This is a genomic window from Saccharopolyspora sp. 6M (genome assembly GCF_020176775.1).
GTDB lineage: Bacteria > Actinomycetota > Actinomycetes > Mycobacteriales > Pseudonocardiaceae > Saccharopolyspora_C > Saccharopolyspora_C gregorii.
Genome location: NZ_JAIUJZ010000053.1, coordinates 1 through 18,069 on the forward strand (window position 1 = coordinate 1; position 18,069 = coordinate 18,069).

Sequence of the window (18,069 nt, forward strand, 5' to 3'; positions counted from 1 at the left end):
TCGTTTTCACAGGTGGCTCCGCCACATGAGAAAACGCTGTCCTCGCGAGGAAGCAGCTGAGAACCCGCGGGTGGTCCGGTTGCTCGGGTGGTCGGCGGCTCAGCGGCTTCGCCGCTGACAGGAAAGAGGTAGGACCCGCCGGGCTGGTTCACGGCCGCGGGGCGGCCTGGGTTGCTCGCTCGCGGGTGGGGGCGGTCAGGCGCGCAGCGGGGCGGTGGCGAACTCCTTCATGCCCGTGCCGAACGGGACCTCCGCAGTGAAACCGAGCTCGCTCGCCGCGCGGGACGGGTCGGCGACGACGTGCCGCACGTCGCCGAGCCGGTAGCGCCCGCTGATGCGCGGTTCCGGCCCGCCGTCGGCCGCGGCCCGCGCGTCCGCCATCTCGCCGATGGTGCGCGGATCACCGGAGCACACGTTGTAGGCGCGGAACCCGGTCCGCTCCTGCGCGGCGGCCAGCGCGTTCGCCGCCGCCACGTCGCCGACGTGCACGAAGTCGCGGGTCTGCGCGCCGTCCTCGAACACCACCGGCGCCTCGCCGCGGGCGAGGCTGGAGCGGAACAGCGAGGCCACCCCGGCGTAGGGCGTGTTCCGCGGCATCCGCGGCCCGTAGACGTTGTGGTAGCGCAACGCGATCGCGGACGCCCCGGTGTCCCGCGCCCACAACGCGGCCAGGTTCTCCTGCGCGAGCTTGGTGGCCGCGTAGGTGCTGCGCGGGTCCAGCGGGGCGTCCTCCGGCACGGTCCCGCGCACGAGCGGCTCGTCGCATCGCGGACATCGCGGCTCGAACATGCCCGCGTCCAGGTCCTCCTGCCGCCGCGGTCCGGGCTGCACGACGTCGTGCCGCGCGCAGCGGTAGCGGCCCTCGCCGTAGACGACCATCGAGCCGGCCAGCACCAACCTGCGCACCCGGTGCTCGGCCATCGCCGCCAGCAGGTGCGCGGTGGCGAGCTCGTTGTGCGCCACGTAGTCCGGCATGTCGGCCACCCCCGTCTCCAGCCCCACCACGGCGGCGTGGTGGCACACCACGTCCACCCCGCGCACCACGTGGTCGGCGATGTCGGGGTCGCGCAGGTCCGCGACGGTCAGGCCGTGGCCGCCGAGGTGCTCGGGGATGGCGCGCGTCCGGTGCGCCTGCGGAAGCAGCGCGTCGACCAGCAGCACTTCGTGCCCGTCGGCGCGCAGCCGGTCGGCGACGTGCGATCCGATGAAGCCCGCGCCACCCGTGACCAGTACCCGCATGTTCGGTTCTCCTCTCCACGTTCCGGTCCTCCGGGCGTCCCCGGAGATCACTGCCGCACCAGCTCGGCGAGCCTGCGCCGCCCGAGGCGGGCGTGCCACCGCACTCGCAGCCGCGCCGCGGCCGCGAGCCCGTGCAGCGCGTCGACGCCGACCCGCGCCCACGGGAACCAGCTGCCGCCGGGCACCCGGGCCCGTCCCGCGCACAGCCCCACGCCGGGCGGGTGCGCTTCGACGAGCACGCTGCCGGTGCCGGTGATCAGTTCGGTGGCGCGGCGCAGCAGGGCGCGCGGATCGCCGCCGATGCCGAGGTTGCCGTCGAGCAGCAGCACGTGCTCCCAGCGGCCTTCGCCGGGCAGCGGGCCGAACACGTCGCCGTGGAACGCGTGCGCGCCGCGCAGCATGGTCCGGCACACGGCGTCGGCGGAGACGTCGACGCCCAGCGCGGTGCGCCCGCGCCGCACCAGTCCGCCGGTCATCCGGCCGGGTCCGCAGCCGACGTCCAGCGTCGCGCCGCGACATCGGCGCAGGACCAGTTCGTCGGCCGCTCCCGGTTCGTCCGACCACCGCCGCGGGTGCAGCAGTTCGGGCGGGCCCGGGTCCATCTCCAGCCAGCAGGTGTCGGCGCCGTACACCGGGTCGAACGCGGCCGTCACCGCTCGCGCTCCACCGGCACGGCGGCGCCGGCCGCGGCGAACCGGGAGGCGGGAATGGCCGCGGCGACCGAGGTGGCATCGGACATGGTGTCCACATCGGACATCGCGGGCAGCGGTTCGACGCGCAGCCCGCGGTCCCGCAACGCCGCCAGCGTGCGCGAGCCGGTCTCTCCGGTGGACATCGGCACGTCCCGCAGCGCCGCCGCGTGCTCCGCGCGGCGCACGCCCAGCGCCCACCAGCCGCCGTCCGCCGCCGCACCGAGCACGGCGTCCGGCGGTGCGGAGCCGCCGAGCCGGTCCAGGGACCGGGTGAGCAGCCGCGGGGTGAGCTGCGGGGTGTCCATCCCGATCTGCAGGATCGGCTCGCCCGGGTGCAACGCCCCGGTGTCCGCGTGCGCGGCGACGATCCGCGCGGCGAACCCGTCGCCGCGCTGCGGGCGACCCGCACCCGCGCCAGCGCGGCCCGGACCTCGGCGCGCCGGGCCGCCGCCGCGGTCTCCCCGGTCCAGGCGACCACCGTCGGCAGACCGGTTCCGGCCGCCGCGTCGAGGGTGTCCAGCAGCCCGGCCGCCGCGATCGCCGCCGCCTGCTCCGCCGAGGCCGGTGGGCTGAGCCGGGTCTTCGCGCGCCGCGGCACCGGTGCTTTCGCGACGACGAGCAGCACGCCGCGGCTCATCGCAGCACCCGGGCCATGTCGCGCACCGCCCGCGCGGTGCCGCGCACCGAACCGGTCACCTTGGAGCGGGTTCCGGCGGCGCGCGGGTAGTAGTCGACCGGGACCTCCTCGACCCGCCAGCCGGCCCGGGCGGCGCGGACCAGCAGCTCCAGCGGATAGCCGAAACCGCGGTCGGTGACGCCCAGGTCCAGCAGCCGATCGCGCCAGGCCACGCGCAGCGGCGCGAGATCGCGCACCGGCAGCCCCTGCCTGCGCAGCATCCCGGCGAGCGCCGCGTTGCCCAGCCGCGCGTGCCACGGGAACGCGCCGCGCTCGGCCGCGACCCGGCGGCCCACCACCAGGTCCGCGTCCCCGCGCAGCAGCAGCTCCACCAGCCGCGGCAGCTCGTCCAGGCGCATCGAACCGTCGGCGTCCACGAAGACGACGACCTCGGCCCCGGAGTGCTCCAGCCCGGCGTGCACGGCGGCGCCGTACCCGGGTCGCGCCTCGGAGATCACGGTGGCGCCGTGCTCGGCGGCGACCGCCGCGGTGGCGTCGGCGGAGCCGTTGTCCACCACGAGCGCTCGGTAGCCGTGCGCGGCGGGCAGGCCGGCGAGCACTCCGGGGAGCGCGGCCTCCTCGTCCCGGCACGGCAGGATCACATCGACGCTGACCGTCATTCCACCGTCCTCGACTGCGGTCCCCGGCGTGGGGGACGTGTTACGTTGGCGAAGCTCCGGCACCGGAATTCCCACTGCTCATTGCCTTTCCCACGGGTATTCGGTGCCACCCGGCGGGCGGATTGGTCCCGGTTCCACTTTTTTCCGGTGGGGCCCGCGAGACCGCCGTCCTCGGGGCACCGCGGGAGACGTGGTGAGGAGTTCCGCAGTGCGCTTCGGACGGCGGCTCGACGACGGGTCGAGCAGGTGGGAGCGGTTCCGGCCGCCCGGGTTCGGGCGTTCCCGGACGTGGCGCAGCCCGCTGCGCGGCATCCGGCTGACCTCGGTGCTCGGGATGGTGCTGCTGGTCGCGCTGCCGATCGTCGTCCTCACCGGCCTGCTGTCCTACGTCGCCTACGGTCCTCGGTTCGGGCAGGCGATGCCCGCGGAGACCGGGTGGTTGCGGCTGCCGCTGTTCGACTGGCCGACCCGCCCGGCCTGGCTGTACCGGTTGAACCAGGGCGTGCACGTGCTGCTCGGACTGGTGCTGGTGCCGGTGGTGCTGGCGAAGCTGTGGTCGGTGATCCCGAAGCTGTTCGCCTGGCCGCCGGTGACCTCGCCGGCGCGGGCGCTGGAGCGGCTGTCGTTGCTGCTGCTGGTGGGCAGCGTGCTGTTCGAGCTGGGCACCGGCGTGCTGAACGTGCAGTACTACTACGCGTTCCCGTTCAGCTTCTACACCGCGCACTACTGGGGCGCCTGGGTGTTCATCGGGTCCTTCGCCGCGCACGTCGCGCTGAAGCTGCCCGCCGCTGTGCGGGCGCTGCGCCACCGAGGCGGGCACGACGACCTGGCGCCGGTGCGGCCCGCGGCGGCCACGATGAGCAGGCGCGGTTTCCTGGCCGTCGTCGCGGGCGGTTCCGCGCTGATCGGGCTGCTCACCGCCGGGCAGACCTTCGACGGCGCGCGGCGCACCGCGCTGCTGTCGCCGCGCTACCGGGACGGGCCGGGCCCGAACGGGTTCCAGGTGAACCGCACGGCCGCCGCCGCGGGCATCGCCGCCGCGAGCACCGGGTCGCGGTGGCGGCTGCGGCTGCTCGGCGGTGCCGAACCGGTCGAGCTGGACCGCGCCCGGCTGCTCGCGCTGCCGCAGCGCACCGCCGAACTGCCCATCGCCTGCGTCGAGGGCTGGTCGACCACCCAGCGCTGGACCGGGGTGCCGCTGGCCGAGCTCGCCCGGTTCGCCGGGGTGCCCGAACCCGCCTCGGCGCACGTGCGCTCCCTGGAGACCGGGGGTGCGTTCGCCGCCGCGACCCTGCACGCCGGGCAGGTGCTCGACCCGGACGCGCTGCTCGCGCTGCGCGTCAACGGGGTGGACCTGAGCCCGGACCACGGGTTCCCGGCGCGGGTGATCGTGCCCGCGCTGCCCGGGGTGCTCAACACCAAGTGGGTGGCGTCGATCTCGTTCCGGAGGAGGTGAACCGTGCGCCGCGTGACCCGCCTGCTCGGCACCGACCCGTTCCGGTTCTCGGTGCTGCTGGGCAGCTTCGCGCTCACCTGGTACGCCTTCCGGCTGCTGGGCGACGAGCCGGAAGTGCCGTCGGTGCTGCTGTGGTTCGTCGCCGCCGCCGTCGCGCACGACGCGGTGCTGCTGCCGCTGTACGCGCTCGGCGACCGGGCGCTGACCGGGGCGTTCCGGGGAACGCACCCGGCCGGGGTGAACCACGTCCGGCTGCCCGCGCTGGGCAGCGGCCTGCTGTTCCTGGTGTTCTGCCCGGGGATCCTCGGGCTCGGCGCCGCCGACCGCGCGGCGGCGACGGGCCAGGACCTGGAGCCCTACCTGGGCAACTGGCTGCTGGTGACGGCGGTCCTGTTCGGCCTCAGCCTCGGCTGGTGGGTCGTGCGGCTGCTGTCCAGGGCAGTCCGGGGCCGTGGTGGCTCCGAACGGGAGAACGCAACCGATCCCGCAGGAAGGACGTCGTGACCGCCACCGGGGAAGAGCGCCGGGTTCCCGCGCTCACCAAGATCGCCCTGCTCGTCGGGGGGCTCGGCGTGCTCGCCGCGCTCGCGCTCCCGTTCGCGCCGGTCGCCACCGAGCGCACCACCGTGGACTGGCCGCAGGCCGGGCGGCCCGTGGAGTCGACCACCGCGTTCTTCGTGCCGTACCGGCCGGAGCACGTGCGGGTCGAGGTCCCGTGCTCGGCGGTGCGGGCCGGGCTCGCGCGCGGGACCGCCACCACGTTGGTGAGCAGCGCGCTGCCCGGCAGGCCGACCGAGGGATTCGCGGTGTCCGCCGCGGACGGATCGGTGCTGGTGCTCGTCGGTGGCGAGCAGGTCCACCGCGGGCCGGTGCCGGCGGGCGACTGCGGGCTGACCCTCGACGCCGGTGCGGACGGCGGCGTGCTGCGCCTCGGCGCGGAGACGATCGACCTGCCCGGCGCGCAGGTCCGCGAGGTGTTCGCCTTCGCCACCGACCTGGACCCGGCGGCGGCGGCCGGGACGCGGGTGACCGCGCGCACCGCGGACTGGTTCCAGAGCACGCCGAGCGCGGGGAAGATCGTGCTGATCGGGGTGGCGGTCGCGGCGATGATCACGTCGCTGGCGCTGCTCGTGGTGGGGGACCGGCGGGGTGCCCGACGGAGCGGAGCCGGTCCGCCCGGCGGCGGCTCGGACGGGGGTTCCGCGTCGGACGAATCCACCGCGGACCGAGCTGCGACGGGTGGAGGACGCCCGGCCCGCCGGTCGCTCCTGCTCATCGACCTCGCCCTGCTCGTGGTCTTCGCGGCCTGGCTGGTGCTCGGCCCGTTGAGCCCCGACGACTCGTTCACCGAAGGCATCGTGCGCAACGCGCTGATCACCGGCGACTTCACCAACTACTACCGGTGGGAGAACTCCTCCGAAGCGCCGTTCACCCTGGTGCTGAACCTGATCAGCCCGTTGGTGGCGCTGCACGCCCCGCCGCTGCTGCTGCGGGTGCCGAGCGTGGTCGCCGGGCTGCTCACCTGGCTGCTGCTCAGCCGCGGGGTGCTCCCGGTGGTGCTGCCCGCGCACGCGCGGCACCTCGGCACCCGGGTGCTGCTGGCGGTGGCGCTGCTGGTGTGGTGGCTGCCGTTCGACCTCGGGGTGCGGCCGGAACCGTTCGTCGCGCTGGGCACTACCGCGGTGCTGACCTGCGTGCTGCGCGCCACCGCCGGGCCGGGCGGGGCGAGCGTGCTGCTGCTCGGGCTCGGCGCGCTGGCCGGCGGGTTCACCGTCGCCGTCAACCCGGTGGGGGTGACCGCGGTGGCACCGGTGCTGCTGCTGGCGCCGCGGATCCTGCGCGGGCTGCGGGCGCGGGGTGAGCCGCCGTGGGGCTGGTGCGCGGTGGGCGGCTGCCTCGCCGCGGTGGCGCTGGTGGCGATGTTCGCCGACCAGTCGTGGTTCGGGGTGCGGCAGGCGACCGCGCTGCACCGGTTCTACGGGCCGGACGTCGGCTGGTTCCAGGAGATCCGCCGGTACCAGTACCTGCTCGGCTTCGGCGACTACCAGGGCGGGCTGGCGCGGCGGCTGCCGGTGCTGCTCACGATCGCCGTGGCGGGCTGCGCCACGCTGCTGGTGGTGCGCGGGGCCCGCCGGTTGCCGGGGATGCGGCTGGTGCCGCTGCCGCTGGGCTGCCTCGGCATCGGGTTGGCGTTGCTGTGGCTGACGCCGTCGAAGTGGACGCACTACTTCGGCGCGCTCGCCGGGTTCGGCGCCATCGCGCTCACCGCGGGGGTCGTGCTGCTCGGCGCGGGCGCGCGGGAGTGGTCGGCGCGGCGGGAGGTCCTGCTGGTCGGCGGGGTCGGCACCGTCGCCGCGATCGCGGCCGCGTGCCTGGCGTTCGCAGGCACCAACACCTACTTCCTGCACTCGCACTTCGGGGTGCCGCGCGACGAGCTGCCGATGCGGCCGTTGAACGGCCCGCTGCCGTGGGTGCTGCTGGTCGCCGTGCTGCTGGGGTGCGCGCTGCTGCCGCGCTTCGGCGGCCGGGACGCGGCGCGCCGGATGCTCGCCCGGATGCCCGCGGTGGTGGCGACCGCAGCGGCCGGGGCGGGCGTGCTGGTGCTGCTGGTGTCGTTCGCGGTGGCGCCGATCGCGCGCGCGGGCGGACACTCGGTCGGCGGGCAGCTGCTGGGCGAGCCGTCCGGGGGCGGCTGCGGCATCGTCGACGACGTCGTGATCAACGCGGATGCGCCGGGTGGCGTGCTGGCGCGCGCGGAGGGCGACGATGAGCTCACCGGCTTCACCGGCGGTGGCAGCCCCGCGCCCGCGGGCGCGGGACCGCAGCGGTGGACGAGCCTGACCGGCGGGGCGATCAGCACCGGTTCGCTGCGCAGCGGGTGGTTCGCCGCCCCGCGGCTCGGCCCGGACCAGCGGATCGCGGTGTCCGCGGCCGGGCGCACCGGGGACGGCGACCGGCTCGCCCTGGAATTCGCCCGCTCCACCCCCGACGGCGAGCCGCGGCCGCTCGGCACCCGCGTCCTCGACGACTCCGGCGACGAGCGGGACGCGCGCCCGATATACCCGGCGGACCGGCAGATCGAGCAGCGCCCGCAGGTGCACCCCGGCTGGCGGACGCTCATCGCCGAGGACGTCCCGCCCGGCGCCGACCGGGTCCGCGTCGTCGCCGCGGACGGCACCACCGACCGGGACGGCTGGCTCGCCGTGACCGGGCCGCGCGTGCTGGACGTGGTCCCGCTGCGCGCCCTGCTCGCCGGCCGCCCGGACGTGTACGTGGACTGGTCGATGACCTGGGTGGCGCCGTGCCTGCGGGACGTGCCGCGCGTCGGCGGCGGGCTCGCGCAGGCGCCGACCGCGTTGCTGAACCCCCCGGTGTCGCTCGGCTTCGACGGGACCGCCGCGTACGACCGGGACATCGGCGGCAGCTTCGCCGGGGTGGACGAGGTCGGCCGCCGCACCCCGATCCCCACCGAACCGCTCGGGCCGCGCGATCCGCGCTACCGGGACTGGGGGCAGGTCGCCACGGTCACGTACCCGATCGCCCGGGACGCCTACGACACCCGCACCACCTGGGAGATCCGCTGGGGTTGGCAGGGCGCGGGCTTCACCACCGGACCGCTCAGCGCGCGGTGAGTCCCGGCGCGCGGGCCCACCGCCGCGGCGCGGCCCGGCCGCCATCAGGTGCGGGGTGAGCAGGACGGCGATCGACTCCACCGCGAGCCCCGCGCGGTGATCGAGGAGACCAGCAGGAGCACCGCCCACCAGCGGCTGGAGGTGCCGCCGCGGTGCGGCGATCGGCGCCGGGCTAGCCGGTGCGGTCCCGCGTGCCGCGCTCGTCGGCGGCGCGTTCGGGGGTCTCGGCGGGCCGCTGGGAGCGGAGCAGCGCGGTGCCCGCGAGGACCAGCGTGGACAGCGCGGCGGCGACGACGAAGGCCGCCCGGACGCCCGCCTCGTCCGGCTGGCCGGGGCGCGCCGACCACAGCGTCATCACCGTCACGAACAGCGCGGTCCCCGCGGCCGCGGCGAGCTGCTGGCAGGTGGTCAGGATGGCGCTGCCGTGCGAGTGCAGGGAGCGGGGCAGCGCGCTGAGCGCATCGGTCACCAGCGGCGTGAAGTTCAGCGCCAGCCCGACCGACATCAGCACGTGCAGCAGCACCACCAGCCAGACCGGGCTGTCGCCGCCGAGCGCCGCGAACGCCCACAGGCTCAGGCACAGCAGCACCGACGCGGGCACCACCAGCGCCCGCACCCCGAACCGGTCGTAGGCGCGCCCCACCGGTGGCCCGAGCAGCCCCATCACCACCCCACCGGGCAGCACGACCAGTCCCGCGACGAGCGAATCGCGGCCGAGGACCACCTGCACGTAGAACGGCAGCAGGATCACCGCGCTGAACAGCGCCATGTACCCGGCGACGCTGAGCACCAGCGGGACCGAGTAGTCCCGCACCCCGCACGCCCGCAGGTCCAGCAGCGCCCGCCCGGTGCGCTGCAACCGGACCTGCCGGACGACGAACACCACGACCAGCGCGGTGCCGAGCACGATCCACGGCCACGCCGGGCCCGAACCCGTGGAGTCCGATGTGGACGGATCGGTGGCGGCGGAGGCGGTCAGCCCGTACACGAGCGTGGAGAACGCGACGGCGGCCAGCAGCACCGAGACCACGTCCAGCCGCACCCGCGACGTGGTGTTCGCGATGTGCAGCGAGCGCAGCCCCGCGCCGAGCGCCAACAGCCCGATCGGCAGCACGAGCCAGAACATCCACCGCCAGCCCAGTGCGGACAGCACGATCCCGGCCGCGGCGGGTCCGACGGCGGGCGCCACGGCGAGCACGATCGACGTCGTGCCCATCACCTGGCCGCGGCGCGAGGTGGGGACGATCGCGAGGATGCTGGTCATCAGCAGCGGTACCATGATCGCCGTCCCGGAGGCCTGCACGACCCGGCCCGCGAGCAGCGGCGCGAACCCGGGCGCTCCGCCGCACAGCGCCGTCCCGGCGCTGAACAGGCCCATCGCCGCCGCGAAGGCCTGGCGGACGGTGCAGCGCTGCAGCAGGTACCCGGTGGTCGGCACGACCACCGCCATGGTGAGCAGGAAGCCGCTGGAGAGCCACTGCGCCGTGGCGATGCCGATGCGCAGGTCCGCGACCAGCGACGGCAGCCCCACGGCCATCACGGTCTCGTTCAGCACCATCACGAACGCCGAGCCGACCAGCAGTGCCAGTCCGAGCGCCGCCCCGTCCGGCAACCGCTCCACCGCCGCGGGATTCCTCCGGGTGACCAACCGAGCCTCCTGCCGCTGGACGACCGGGACGGCCATCGCGGGCCGCCAGGTTCTGGGGTTGCGCGAATTCGGTGGTGTCAGGGGATTCCGGCGCGGACGCGGGCGGACGCGTCGGCGGCCGGGCAGGGCGGCGGGCGCAGGTCCGGGCCGGCGGGGGATCGCGCACCGGGCATCGCACTCCGCCTCCCTCGCGCCGCGGGGCGTCACCGGCAGCGCCCCCGGAACCGGAACGATACGCAACTCGCCGCGGCCTGTGCAGAGGTTTCACCGAGCAGGGCGCGGCCGTGGTAGAACGATCGCTTTACAACGGTAGAGCGATCCTTCTACCATCGCCGCGTGGCCGATACCAAGCAGCGGATCGCGGGCGAGCTGGAGCGCAGCTTCGCGGAGAACGGCTTCGCCGAGCAGGGCGTGGAAGCCCTACGCGCGGAGGCCGACGTCTCGCTCCGCACTCTGTACAAGTACTTCCCGAGCCGCGAGGCGATGATCGTCGGCGCGCTGGAGCACCGGGATCGGGTGTACTTCGACTGGCTCGACGGCGGACCGGAGTCCGGCGTCGACCACGTGCTGCACCTGCTGGTCCGGCTCGGCGACTGGCTCGCCGAGGTCGCGAACACCGGTTGCCTGTTCATGAACGCCCTCGCCGAGCACCCGGACAGCGCGCCGATCGCCGCGGCCGTCCGGGAGCACAAGGACAAGCTCGCCGACGAGTTCCGCATCCGCCTGGAGCACGTCGCGCCGGACCAGGACACCGCCCACCTGGCCGAAACCCTGTTCCTGCTGCACGAGGGCATGACGCAGTCGGCCCGGTTGCAGGGCCGGGAGCGGGCCTGCGCGGCCGCGCTGCGCGCCGCCCGGGCCGCCCTGTCGGCCGAGAACGTCCGCTAGCACCGCGACATCGGATCGGAGTTTCCGCGTGGAGATCCGCGAAGTGCACGTCTACACCCACGACCTGCCGGTGCGGAACCCGCCGCGGGTCATGTCCAGCGGCACGGTGTGGTCGTTGGAGACCACGCTGGTGCGCCTCGTCGCCGAGGACGGCACCGAGGGGTGGGGCGAGACCTGCCCCGTCGGGCCCACCTACGCGGAGGCGCACGCCGCCGGGGCCCGCGCCGCGCTGGCGCAGCTCGCTCCCGGGCTGGTCGGGGCGGAGCCGTGGCCGGTGGCGCTGCACCGCACGATGGACGGCCTGCTCACCGGGCACCACTACGCGAAGGCGGCCGTGGACATCGCCGCGCACGACCTGATCGGGAAGCGGCTCGGCGTGCGGGTGGCCGAACTCCTGGGCGGGGGAGCGGTGGCTCGGGTGCCCACCTACTACTCGGCGGGCGTCGGCGATCCGGACGAGGTCGCCCGGATCGCGGCCGAGCGGGTCGCCGAGGGCTATCCGCGGCTGCAGGTGAAGCTCGGCGGCCGTCCCGTCGAGGTCGACATCGAAGCGGTGCGCAAGGTCTGGGAGGTCGTCCGCGGTTCGGGCGTGCGCCTGGCGGCCGACGGCAACCGGGGATGGAACACGCGCGACGTGCTGCGGCTCAGCCGCGAGTGCGCCGACGTCCCGCTCGTGCTGGAGCAGCCCTGCGACACCGTCGAAGAGCTGGCCCGCAGCCGCCCGCAGGTGCAGCACCCGATCTACTTGGACGAGTCCGGTGTCAGCCTGAACGCCGCGATCTCCGCGGCCGGGACCGGGCTGGTGGACGGATTCGGGATGAAGGTGACCCGCATCGGCGGCCTCGCGCCGATGCGCGCGTTCCGCGACCTGTGCGCGGCGCGGCACCTGCCGCACAGCAGCGACGACGCGTGGGGCGGTGACGTGATCGCCGCCGCCTGCGTGCAGCTGGGCGCGACCGTCCGGCCGGACCTGAACGAGGGCGCGTGGATCGCGGCGCCCTACATCGACGGCCACTACGACCCGGCGGGCGGCATCCGCATCGACGACGGGCACATCGCGCTGCCCGAAGGGCCCGGGCTCGGCGTCACGCCGGACCGCGACCTCTTCGGCGATCCGGTCGCGAGCTTCTGAACCGCTGATCCCGCTCCTGCCGCATCGGGGCGGGGTGGCCGTCAGCTGCTTCCTCGCCGCGGAATCCTCCGCCGCGGGAGGGAACGCCGTCCGCACTAGGAACCAGCCGTGAACCTGCGGGTGGTCGGGCTGCGCGCGTGGTTCCCGTCAGCCGCGTCGCCGCTGGCGGGTGGAGGGATCGAGTCCGCTGCCCCGGGTCTCGGGCAGGTGGCGAATCACTAGGAGTGGAACATGAGGTTCTCCGGACGGAACGCGCTCGTGACCGGTGCGGCCGGTGGCATCGGCGCGGTGCTGGTGGAGCGGCTGCGCGCGGAAGGCGCGCGGGTCGCGGTGGCTGACCGGGACGTGAGCGGGATCGAGGCGGACGCCCACCTGCCGGGTGATCTGCTGGACCCGGCCTACGCCGACGGCCTGGCACCGGCGGCGCGGGAGGCGCTGGGCGGGCTGGACGTGCTCGTCAACAACGCGGGCGTCATCACCCGCGGGCCGGTCCCGGACACCTCCGACGCGGACTGGTCGCTGTCGGTCGGGGTGAACGTCGAGGCGCCGTTCCGCCTCTGCCGGGCCGCGATCCCGCTGATGGCGGCCGGTGGCGGCGGCGCGATCGTCAACGTGTCCTCCTGCTGGGGCGGCAAGGCGCCGGGGCCGAACCACGCCCTGTACTGCATGACGAAGGCGGCGATCGCCTCGCTCACCCAGTGCATGGGAATGGACCACGCGGAACAGGGCGTCCGCGTGAACGCGGTGTGCCCCAACGAGGTCAACACCCCGATGCTGCGCAGCGGTTTCGCCCGGCGCGGATTCGACCCGGACACCGCGGTGGCCGAGCTGGGCCGGACGGTGCCGCTCGGGCGGATCGCGGAACCGGCCGACATCGTGGACGTGGCGCTGTTCCTCGCTTCGGACGAAGCCCGCTACGTGTGCGGGGCACTGGTCGAGATCAACGGCGGGAAGGCGGTCGCATGAAGCGCTTCGACGGCAAGGTCGCGCTGGTCACGGGAGGGCGCGCGGGGATCGGCCGCGCCATCGCGCGGCGGCTGCGCGACGAGGGGGCCACCGTGTTCACCGCGCAGCGCGGCGCCGACGAGGAGTTCCGCTCGATCCCCTCGGACCTCGCCGATCCCGCCACTCCGGCGCGGATCGTCGGCGAGGTCGTGGACCGCGCCGGGAGGCTGGACGTCCTGGTGAACAACGCCGGGATGATGCAGGAATCGGCGGTGGAGGCGATGTCGCTCGACGACTGGCAGCGCAACCTCACCGTGAACCTGACCGCCCCGTTCCTCCTGATCAAGGAGGCGTTGCCGCACCTGCGCGCGACGCGGGGGAACATCGTCAACGTCGGGTCCGTCGAAGGACTCGGCGCGAACCCCGGGCACGCGGCCTACTGCGCGACGAAGGCCGGGCTGCACGGGCTGACCCGGGCGGTCGCGGTCGACCACGGGCCGGAGGGCATCCGGTGCAACGCGGTCGCGCCGGGCTGGATCGACACCGACCTCAACCTCGAATTCATCGACGCCACACCGGATCCGGCGGCCTTCCGCCGCGACATCGGCCGCATCCACCCGGTCGGCCGCACCGGCGCGCCGGAGGAGGTGGCCGCGCTGGTCGCCTTCCTCGCCGCGGAGGAGGCCGGGTTCATCACCGGCAACGTGTACGCGGTGGACGGGGGACGGATGGCGAAGCTGAGCCTGCCGTGAGGTGGCGCCGCTCCGGTGCTCCCGGTGACCGGGAGCGCCGGAGCGGAGGCTCACGCCGTCGGGGGTGCGGCCTACGGTGGGAGCCGTGACGCCCCACGAGTTGAAGGCCGCATGCCTGGCCATGCCCGGCGCGCGGGAGGAGTTCCCGTTCGACGAGCGCAACAGCGTGTTCAAGGTCGCCGGGAAGCTCTTCGCGATCAGCCGCCTGGACGCCGAACCGCTGCGGGTCAGCCTCAAGTGCGAGCCGGACCTGGCGGTGCACCTGCGCACCAGCCACCCGGACGCGGTGCTGCCCGGCTACCACCTGAACAAGCGGCACTGGAACACCGTCGTCGTCAACGCCACCGTCCCGGACCAGCACGTCCGCGACCTGGTCGAGGACTCCTACGACCTGGTCGTCGCGGGTCTGCCGCGGCGGGAGCGGGAGAAGCTGCGCTGGTCGGCGTTGCGCCACGGCTGACGCCCGGCCACTGCCCGCGCCGGGTCCCGTGCCGTCCTCGCCGCGGGGGAACCGGCCGACCGGCTTCGGTGCTCAGAGATGGCGGGGGCTCGCGGCGGCCCACGCGGTGACCAGCTGCACGGCTTGCAAGCCGAGGAGCACGAGCAGCGGTGCGGTCCAGCCGCCGCTGAGGTCGTGCACGGTGCCGAGCGCGGTGGGGCCGAAGGCCGCCAGCAGGTAGCCGAAGGACTGGGCCATGCCGGACAGCGCCGCGGCCTGCCCGTGGTGGCGGGTGCGGAGCCCGAACACCGACAGCGAGAACACGATCATCCCGCCGCCGGCGAGGCCGAGCAGCACGCTCCACAGCAGCGCCAGCGCCGGGACGAGCACCATGCCGCCGAGGCCGACGACGTTGATCAGCACGAGCCCGACGATCAGGCCCCGCTGGTCGCGCGCCCACCGGTGGATGATGGCGGCGGTGGCGAGGTTCCCGGCGATGCCGAAGAACTGCAGGACGCTCAGGTGCAGGCCCGCGGTCGCCGGCGCGGTGCCGTGCGCGGCTTCGACCTCCGGCCACCAGGTGATGATGCAGTAGTACAGCGCGCTCTGGGTGCCCATCGACACGGTGATCATCCAGGCGAGGCCGGACTTCCACGGTGAACGGTACTGCTCGGGATGCGCGTCGAGGGCCGCGGCGACCTCGTGCCGGGGACGGGTGGAGCGGCGCAGTTGCGGGCTGAACACGGCGAAGCCGATCAGCGCGAGGCCCGCCCAGATCCCGAACGAGACGCGCCAGCCGGAGTCCGAGACCCCGGCGAGCGGCACGGCGACCCCGGACGCGAGCGCCGCGAACGCGGACTGCGTCGCCGAGTAGGCCCCGGTGACCCGTCCGCCGTCCTGCGGGAAGTCCCGCTTGATCAACGCGGGCAGCAGCACGTTGATGAGCGCGATGGCGAAGCCGAGGGCCAGCGTGCCGATCCACAGCGCGGGCTGCCACGGCGCGGAGCGGACGACGATGCCGACGGCGAGGATCGCCAGCGCCCCGCCGAGGGTGCGTTCGAGACCGAACCGGGCCGCCAGCGGCGGAGCGACGGGGGAGAACAGCGCGAAGCACAGCAGCGGCAGGCTCACCAGCGCGGACGCGACCGCGGAGGACAGGCCCAGGTCGGCGCGCACGTCCCCGACCAGCGGGCCGACGACGGTGAGACCGGCGCGCAGGTTCGCGCCGGTCAGCAGGATCCCGACCAGCACCAGGCCGGTCCGAAGTGGACGGTTCGTGGTGTCGCCGGTCGGTGCCGGGTGGGTCGTGCTGGTGGAGTTCACTTCGGCAGCCTTCGTCGAGCGTGGTTCTCGGTGAGCGCGCGAGCGGTGCGCGGTGATCGTCGCGGGTGCGGCCGGATCGGTGGTCCTCGCGCGGTGGCGCGGGCCTCGACGTCCGGCCGGTCGGCACGGGCGGAAGCGCCCGGCGTCAGCGGTGTTCCCCGCTCGGCGGGCCGAGCGACGGTCACCGGCAAATGTATGACAGCTGCACGAGCGTGCCAAGTTGACGTGCGTCACCCGTCGTCGGTGCCGCCGTCCTCCGCGCGCACGAAGGCCTCCCGCGCGTGCTGCAGCAGGCGGGTCGCCGCGTCGGCCGCCGCGTCCGGGTCCCGCTGCCGCAGCGCGCTCATCAACGCGTGGTGCTCGTCCTCGTCCTCCCACTCGCCGACGAGGAACCGCCGCCGCGCGCGCTCGGACAGCTCGCCGGGGGAGTACGTCGAAGCCCGGTCCACCCCGCGGTACATGTCGAGCAGCAGCGGGTTGCCGGAGGCGGCCACCAGGGCGTCGTGGAACCGGATGTCCCGCTCCAGGCGACCTCTCAAGTCGGTCGCCCCGTCCCGGTCGGCCAGCAGGACCGCCAGCTCGCCGAGCTCGTCGTCGGTGGCGCGGGCCGCGGCGAGCCGGGCGGCGTAGATCTCCAGCGCTTCGCGGACCTCGAAGACGGAGTCGACCGCGCGCGGCGAGATCTGCCGCCGCAGCACCGCGTCGAGCTCGCTGGCGGACCGCACGTAGGTGCCGTCGCCGGGCCGGGCTTCGAGCAGTCCGGCGTGGATCAGGCCGCGCAGCGCCTCGCGCACCGTGGCGCGGCTCGCTCCGAACGCCGCCACCAGGTCGTGTTCGCCCGGCAGCTTCGTGCCGACCGCCCACTCGCCCGAGGTGATCCGCTTCCGCACCTGGTCACCGATCTGCACCGACATCGGGACGTGACGCGTGGCGGGGCGGAACGACATCCCGCAACTGTAGGCCACCTGCTGCGACGGGCCCGGCCGAGAGGCCGCCGCGAACGGGAAAACCGTGGATTTCCCGATCATCCGGGTGCGGTGATCGCTGCGAGGATGGGTCGGCCACCGTCGATCTCCGGATCGACCGACTTCCGGGGAGCCGACCAGTGGAGATGTCCGCGTGATCGCCAGAGTCCTCGTCGCCGTGCTGGCAGCCTCGCTGCTGGTGCCCGCCACCGCGGCCGCGTCCGAGCGGGCCGACGCCTCCTGGACGGGGCCGCTGCACACCGAGGGCAGCCGCATCGTCGACGCCGACGGCAACGACTTCCAGCTGAAGTCCGGGAACTGGCACGGCGCCAGCGGCACCTGGAACGGCAGCGGGGACGTCGACGACCCCGCGAACCACCACGACGGCGAGCACTCCCACGGCATCCCGCTCGGCCTGGACCGCGCCTCGATGGACGACATCGTCGGCAGCTTCCACGAGCTCGGCATCAACAGCATCCGGCTGCCGTTCTCCAACGACATGATCGACGACGAGGCCACCGTGCCCGACGAGGCGGTCACCGCGAACCCGGAGCTGCGCGGCAAGACGCGGCTGGAGATCTACGACGCGGCCGTGCGCGCGCTGACCGGCAGCGGGCTCGCCGTGATCCTCAACAACCACACCGGCACCTCCCGCTGGTGCTGCGGCGTCGACGGCAACGAGCGGTGGAACAGCAGCCAGAGCGACCAGGAGTGGGAGGACGACTGGGCGTTCATGGCCGCGCGCTACGCCGACAACGAGCGGGTGGTCGGCGCCGACCTCTACAACGAGGTGCGCCGGGACGTCTTCGACGACCCGAACTGGGGTCTCGGCGACGAGCACGACTGGTTCGCCGCCTCGCAGCGCGCCGGGGACCGGATCCTCAACGAGGCCAACCCGAACCTGCTCATCATCATCGAGGGCATCAACTGGACCGGGCTCCCGGTGGAAGGCCTGCCGCACGAACGGCCCACCCTGGAACCGGTGCGCGAACTGCCGCAGCAGCTGGTGAAGCCGGACAAGCTCGTCTACTCGGCGCACTTCTACGGCTACACCGGGCCGAACCACAGCGGCGCCACCGGCACCGGCGAGACGCACGACCCGCGCTACCAGGACATGTCGCGCGAGGAGCTCTACGACGTGCTGCGCAGGCAGGCGTTCTTCGTCACCGAGGACGGCAAGCCCTACACCGCGCCGCTGTGGATCAGCGAGTTCGGAGTCGGTCGCGGTGAGCAGGACGCGAAGGCCCGCGAGTGGTTCGAGAACTTCACCGACTTCCTGGTGGCCGAGCACGCGAACTTCGCCTACTGGCCGCTGGTCGGCTGGCAGGAGGGCGGCGAGTCCGACGGCTGGGGCCTGGTGCAGTGGGATTCGGCCGGTGACCGGATCTCCGTCGACGACGGCGACTGGCGGGCCGATGCCTGGCACCGCCTGACCGCCGACTGAGTTCTTCCTCGCACGTTGGGGTTCGGTTGATCTGTGGTCGGGTGGCGGAACCTCAGCCGCTTTCTCGCTGCGGGATCTTTTTCCCGAGTGGCTCCGCCACGAGGGAAAAAGCTGTCCTCACGAGAAAGCGGCTGAGAACCCGCGGGTGGTGCCGTTGCTCGGGTGGTCGGCGGCTCAGCGGCTTCGCCGCTGATAGGAGAAGGGCAGACCGTCGGGTG

At 74.3% G+C, this 18,069-nt stretch carries 16 protein-coding genes; 9 read left to right on the top strand and 7 right to left on the bottom strand.

What is annotated here, in order from left to right:
* Nucleotides 1-195: 195 nt before the first annotated feature.
* From LCD31_RS09190 to LCD31_RS09205, 4 genes are all read right to left on the bottom strand, one after another.
* Complete coding sequence (locus tag LCD31_RS09190) at nt 196-1,239, bottom strand: NAD(P)-dependent oxidoreductase (protein ID WP_224957301.1); 1,044 nt, start codon at nt 1,237-1,239, stop codon at nt 196-198.
* Between the two features lie 47 nt (nt 1,240-1,286).
* Complete coding sequence (locus LCD31_RS09195) at nt 1,287-1,892, bottom strand: class I SAM-dependent methyltransferase (protein ID WP_224957303.1); 606 nt, start codon at nt 1,890-1,892, stop codon at nt 1,287-1,289.
* Nucleotides 1,889-2,401, bottom strand: a complete 513-nt coding sequence (locus tag LCD31_RS09200) for a DUF2064 domain-containing protein (RefSeq protein ID WP_308015834.1) — start codon at nt 2,399-2,401, stop codon at nt 1,889-1,891. The genes LCD31_RS09195 and LCD31_RS09200 overlap by 4 nt, the downstream gene beginning before the upstream one ends.
* A gap of 163 nt (nt 2,402-2,564) precedes the next feature.
* On the bottom strand, nt 2,565-3,227 hold the full coding sequence (locus LCD31_RS09205; protein WP_224957305.1) for a glycosyltransferase family 2 protein: 663 nt from the start codon (nt 3,225-3,227) through the stop codon (nt 2,565-2,567).
* A gap of 208 nt (nt 3,228-3,435) precedes the next feature.
* On the opposite strand from LCD31_RS09205, the gene LCD31_RS09210 reads away from it, so the two are divergent.
* Genes LCD31_RS09210 through LCD31_RS09220 form a run of 3 tightly spaced genes read left to right on the top strand, consistent with a single transcriptional unit; the run spans nt 3,436 to nt 8,315 of the window.
* Nucleotides 3,436-4,683 (top strand): molybdopterin-dependent oxidoreductase, encoded by a 1,248-nt coding sequence (locus LCD31_RS09210; RefSeq protein WP_224957307.1) that lies wholly within the window; start codon nt 3,436-3,438, stop codon nt 4,681-4,683.
* A gap of 3 nt (nt 4,684-4,686) precedes the next feature.
* Nucleotides 4,687-5,187 (top strand): hypothetical protein, encoded by a 501-nt coding sequence (locus LCD31_RS09215; protein ID WP_224957309.1) that lies wholly within the window; start codon nt 4,687-4,689, stop codon nt 5,185-5,187.
* Nucleotides 5,184-8,315, top strand: coding sequence for an arabinosyltransferase domain-containing protein (locus LCD31_RS09220; RefSeq protein ID WP_224957311.1), 3,132 nt, complete (start codon nt 5,184-5,186; stop codon nt 8,313-8,315). The genes LCD31_RS09215 and LCD31_RS09220 overlap by 4 nt, the downstream gene beginning before the upstream one ends.
* 172 nt (nt 8,316-8,487) lie before the next feature.
* Here LCD31_RS09220 and LCD31_RS09225 read toward each other — a convergent pair whose 3' ends face one another.
* Entirely contained in the window at nt 8,488-9,963 is a 1,476-nt protein-coding gene (locus LCD31_RS09225) for a DHA2 family efflux MFS transporter permease subunit (RefSeq protein ID WP_224957313.1), read from the bottom strand.
* Between the two features lie 336 nt (nt 9,964-10,299).
* Here LCD31_RS09225 and LCD31_RS09230 point away from each other — a divergent pair, with 336 nt between their 5' ends.
* From LCD31_RS09230 to LCD31_RS09250, 5 genes are all read left to right on the top strand, one after another.
* Nucleotides 10,300-10,851: a TetR/AcrR family transcriptional regulator gene (locus LCD31_RS09230; protein WP_224957315.1), complete on the top strand. Its 552-nt coding sequence runs from the start codon at nt 10,300-10,302 to the stop codon at nt 10,849-10,851.
* Between the two features lie 28 nt (nt 10,852-10,879).
* The gene (locus LCD31_RS09235) at nt 10,880-11,983 is read left to right on the top strand and encodes a mandelate racemase/muconate lactonizing enzyme family protein (protein WP_224957316.1); all 1,104 of its coding nucleotides are present in this window, start codon (nt 10,880-10,882) and stop codon (nt 11,981-11,983) included.
* 231 nt (nt 11,984-12,214) lie between these two features.
* Nucleotides 12,215-12,949 (top strand): SDR family NAD(P)-dependent oxidoreductase, encoded by a 735-nt coding sequence (locus tag LCD31_RS09240; protein ID WP_224957317.1) that lies wholly within the window; start codon nt 12,215-12,217, stop codon nt 12,947-12,949.
* Nucleotides 12,946-13,680, top strand: a complete 735-nt coding sequence (locus LCD31_RS09245) for an SDR family NAD(P)-dependent oxidoreductase (protein WP_224957318.1) — start codon at nt 12,946-12,948, stop codon at nt 13,678-13,680. The genes LCD31_RS09240 and LCD31_RS09245 overlap by 4 nt, the downstream gene beginning before the upstream one ends.
* Nucleotides 13,681-13,765: 85 nt before the next feature.
* Nucleotides 13,766-14,140 (top strand): MmcQ/YjbR family DNA-binding protein, encoded by a 375-nt coding sequence (locus LCD31_RS09250; protein WP_224957319.1) that lies wholly within the window; start codon nt 13,766-13,768, stop codon nt 14,138-14,140.
* A 72-nt stretch (nt 14,141-14,212) separates the two neighbouring features.
* Here LCD31_RS09250 and LCD31_RS09255 read toward each other — a convergent pair whose 3' ends face one another.
* Together LCD31_RS09255 and LCD31_RS09260 are read right to left on the bottom strand one after the other, a co-directional pair.
* Nucleotides 14,213-15,442 carry an MFS transporter gene (locus LCD31_RS09255; RefSeq protein WP_224957320.1) on the bottom strand — a complete coding sequence of 410 codons (1,230 nt, stop codon included), beginning with the start codon at nt 15,440-15,442 and terminating at the stop codon, nt 14,213-14,215.
* A 230-nt stretch (nt 15,443-15,672) separates the two neighbouring features.
* Complete coding sequence (locus LCD31_RS09260) at nt 15,673-16,389, bottom strand: FadR/GntR family transcriptional regulator (protein ID WP_224957321.1); 717 nt, start codon at nt 16,387-16,389, stop codon at nt 15,673-15,675.
* 172 nt (nt 16,390-16,561) lie between these two features.
* Between LCD31_RS09260 and LCD31_RS09265 the strand changes: the two genes are divergently transcribed.
* The gene (locus LCD31_RS09265) at nt 16,562-17,851 is read left to right on the top strand and encodes a cellulase family glycosylhydrolase (RefSeq protein ID WP_308011200.1); all 1,290 of its coding nucleotides are present in this window, start codon (nt 16,562-16,564) and stop codon (nt 17,849-17,851) included.
* The last annotated feature ends 218 nt before the right edge of the window (nt 17,852-18,069 follow it).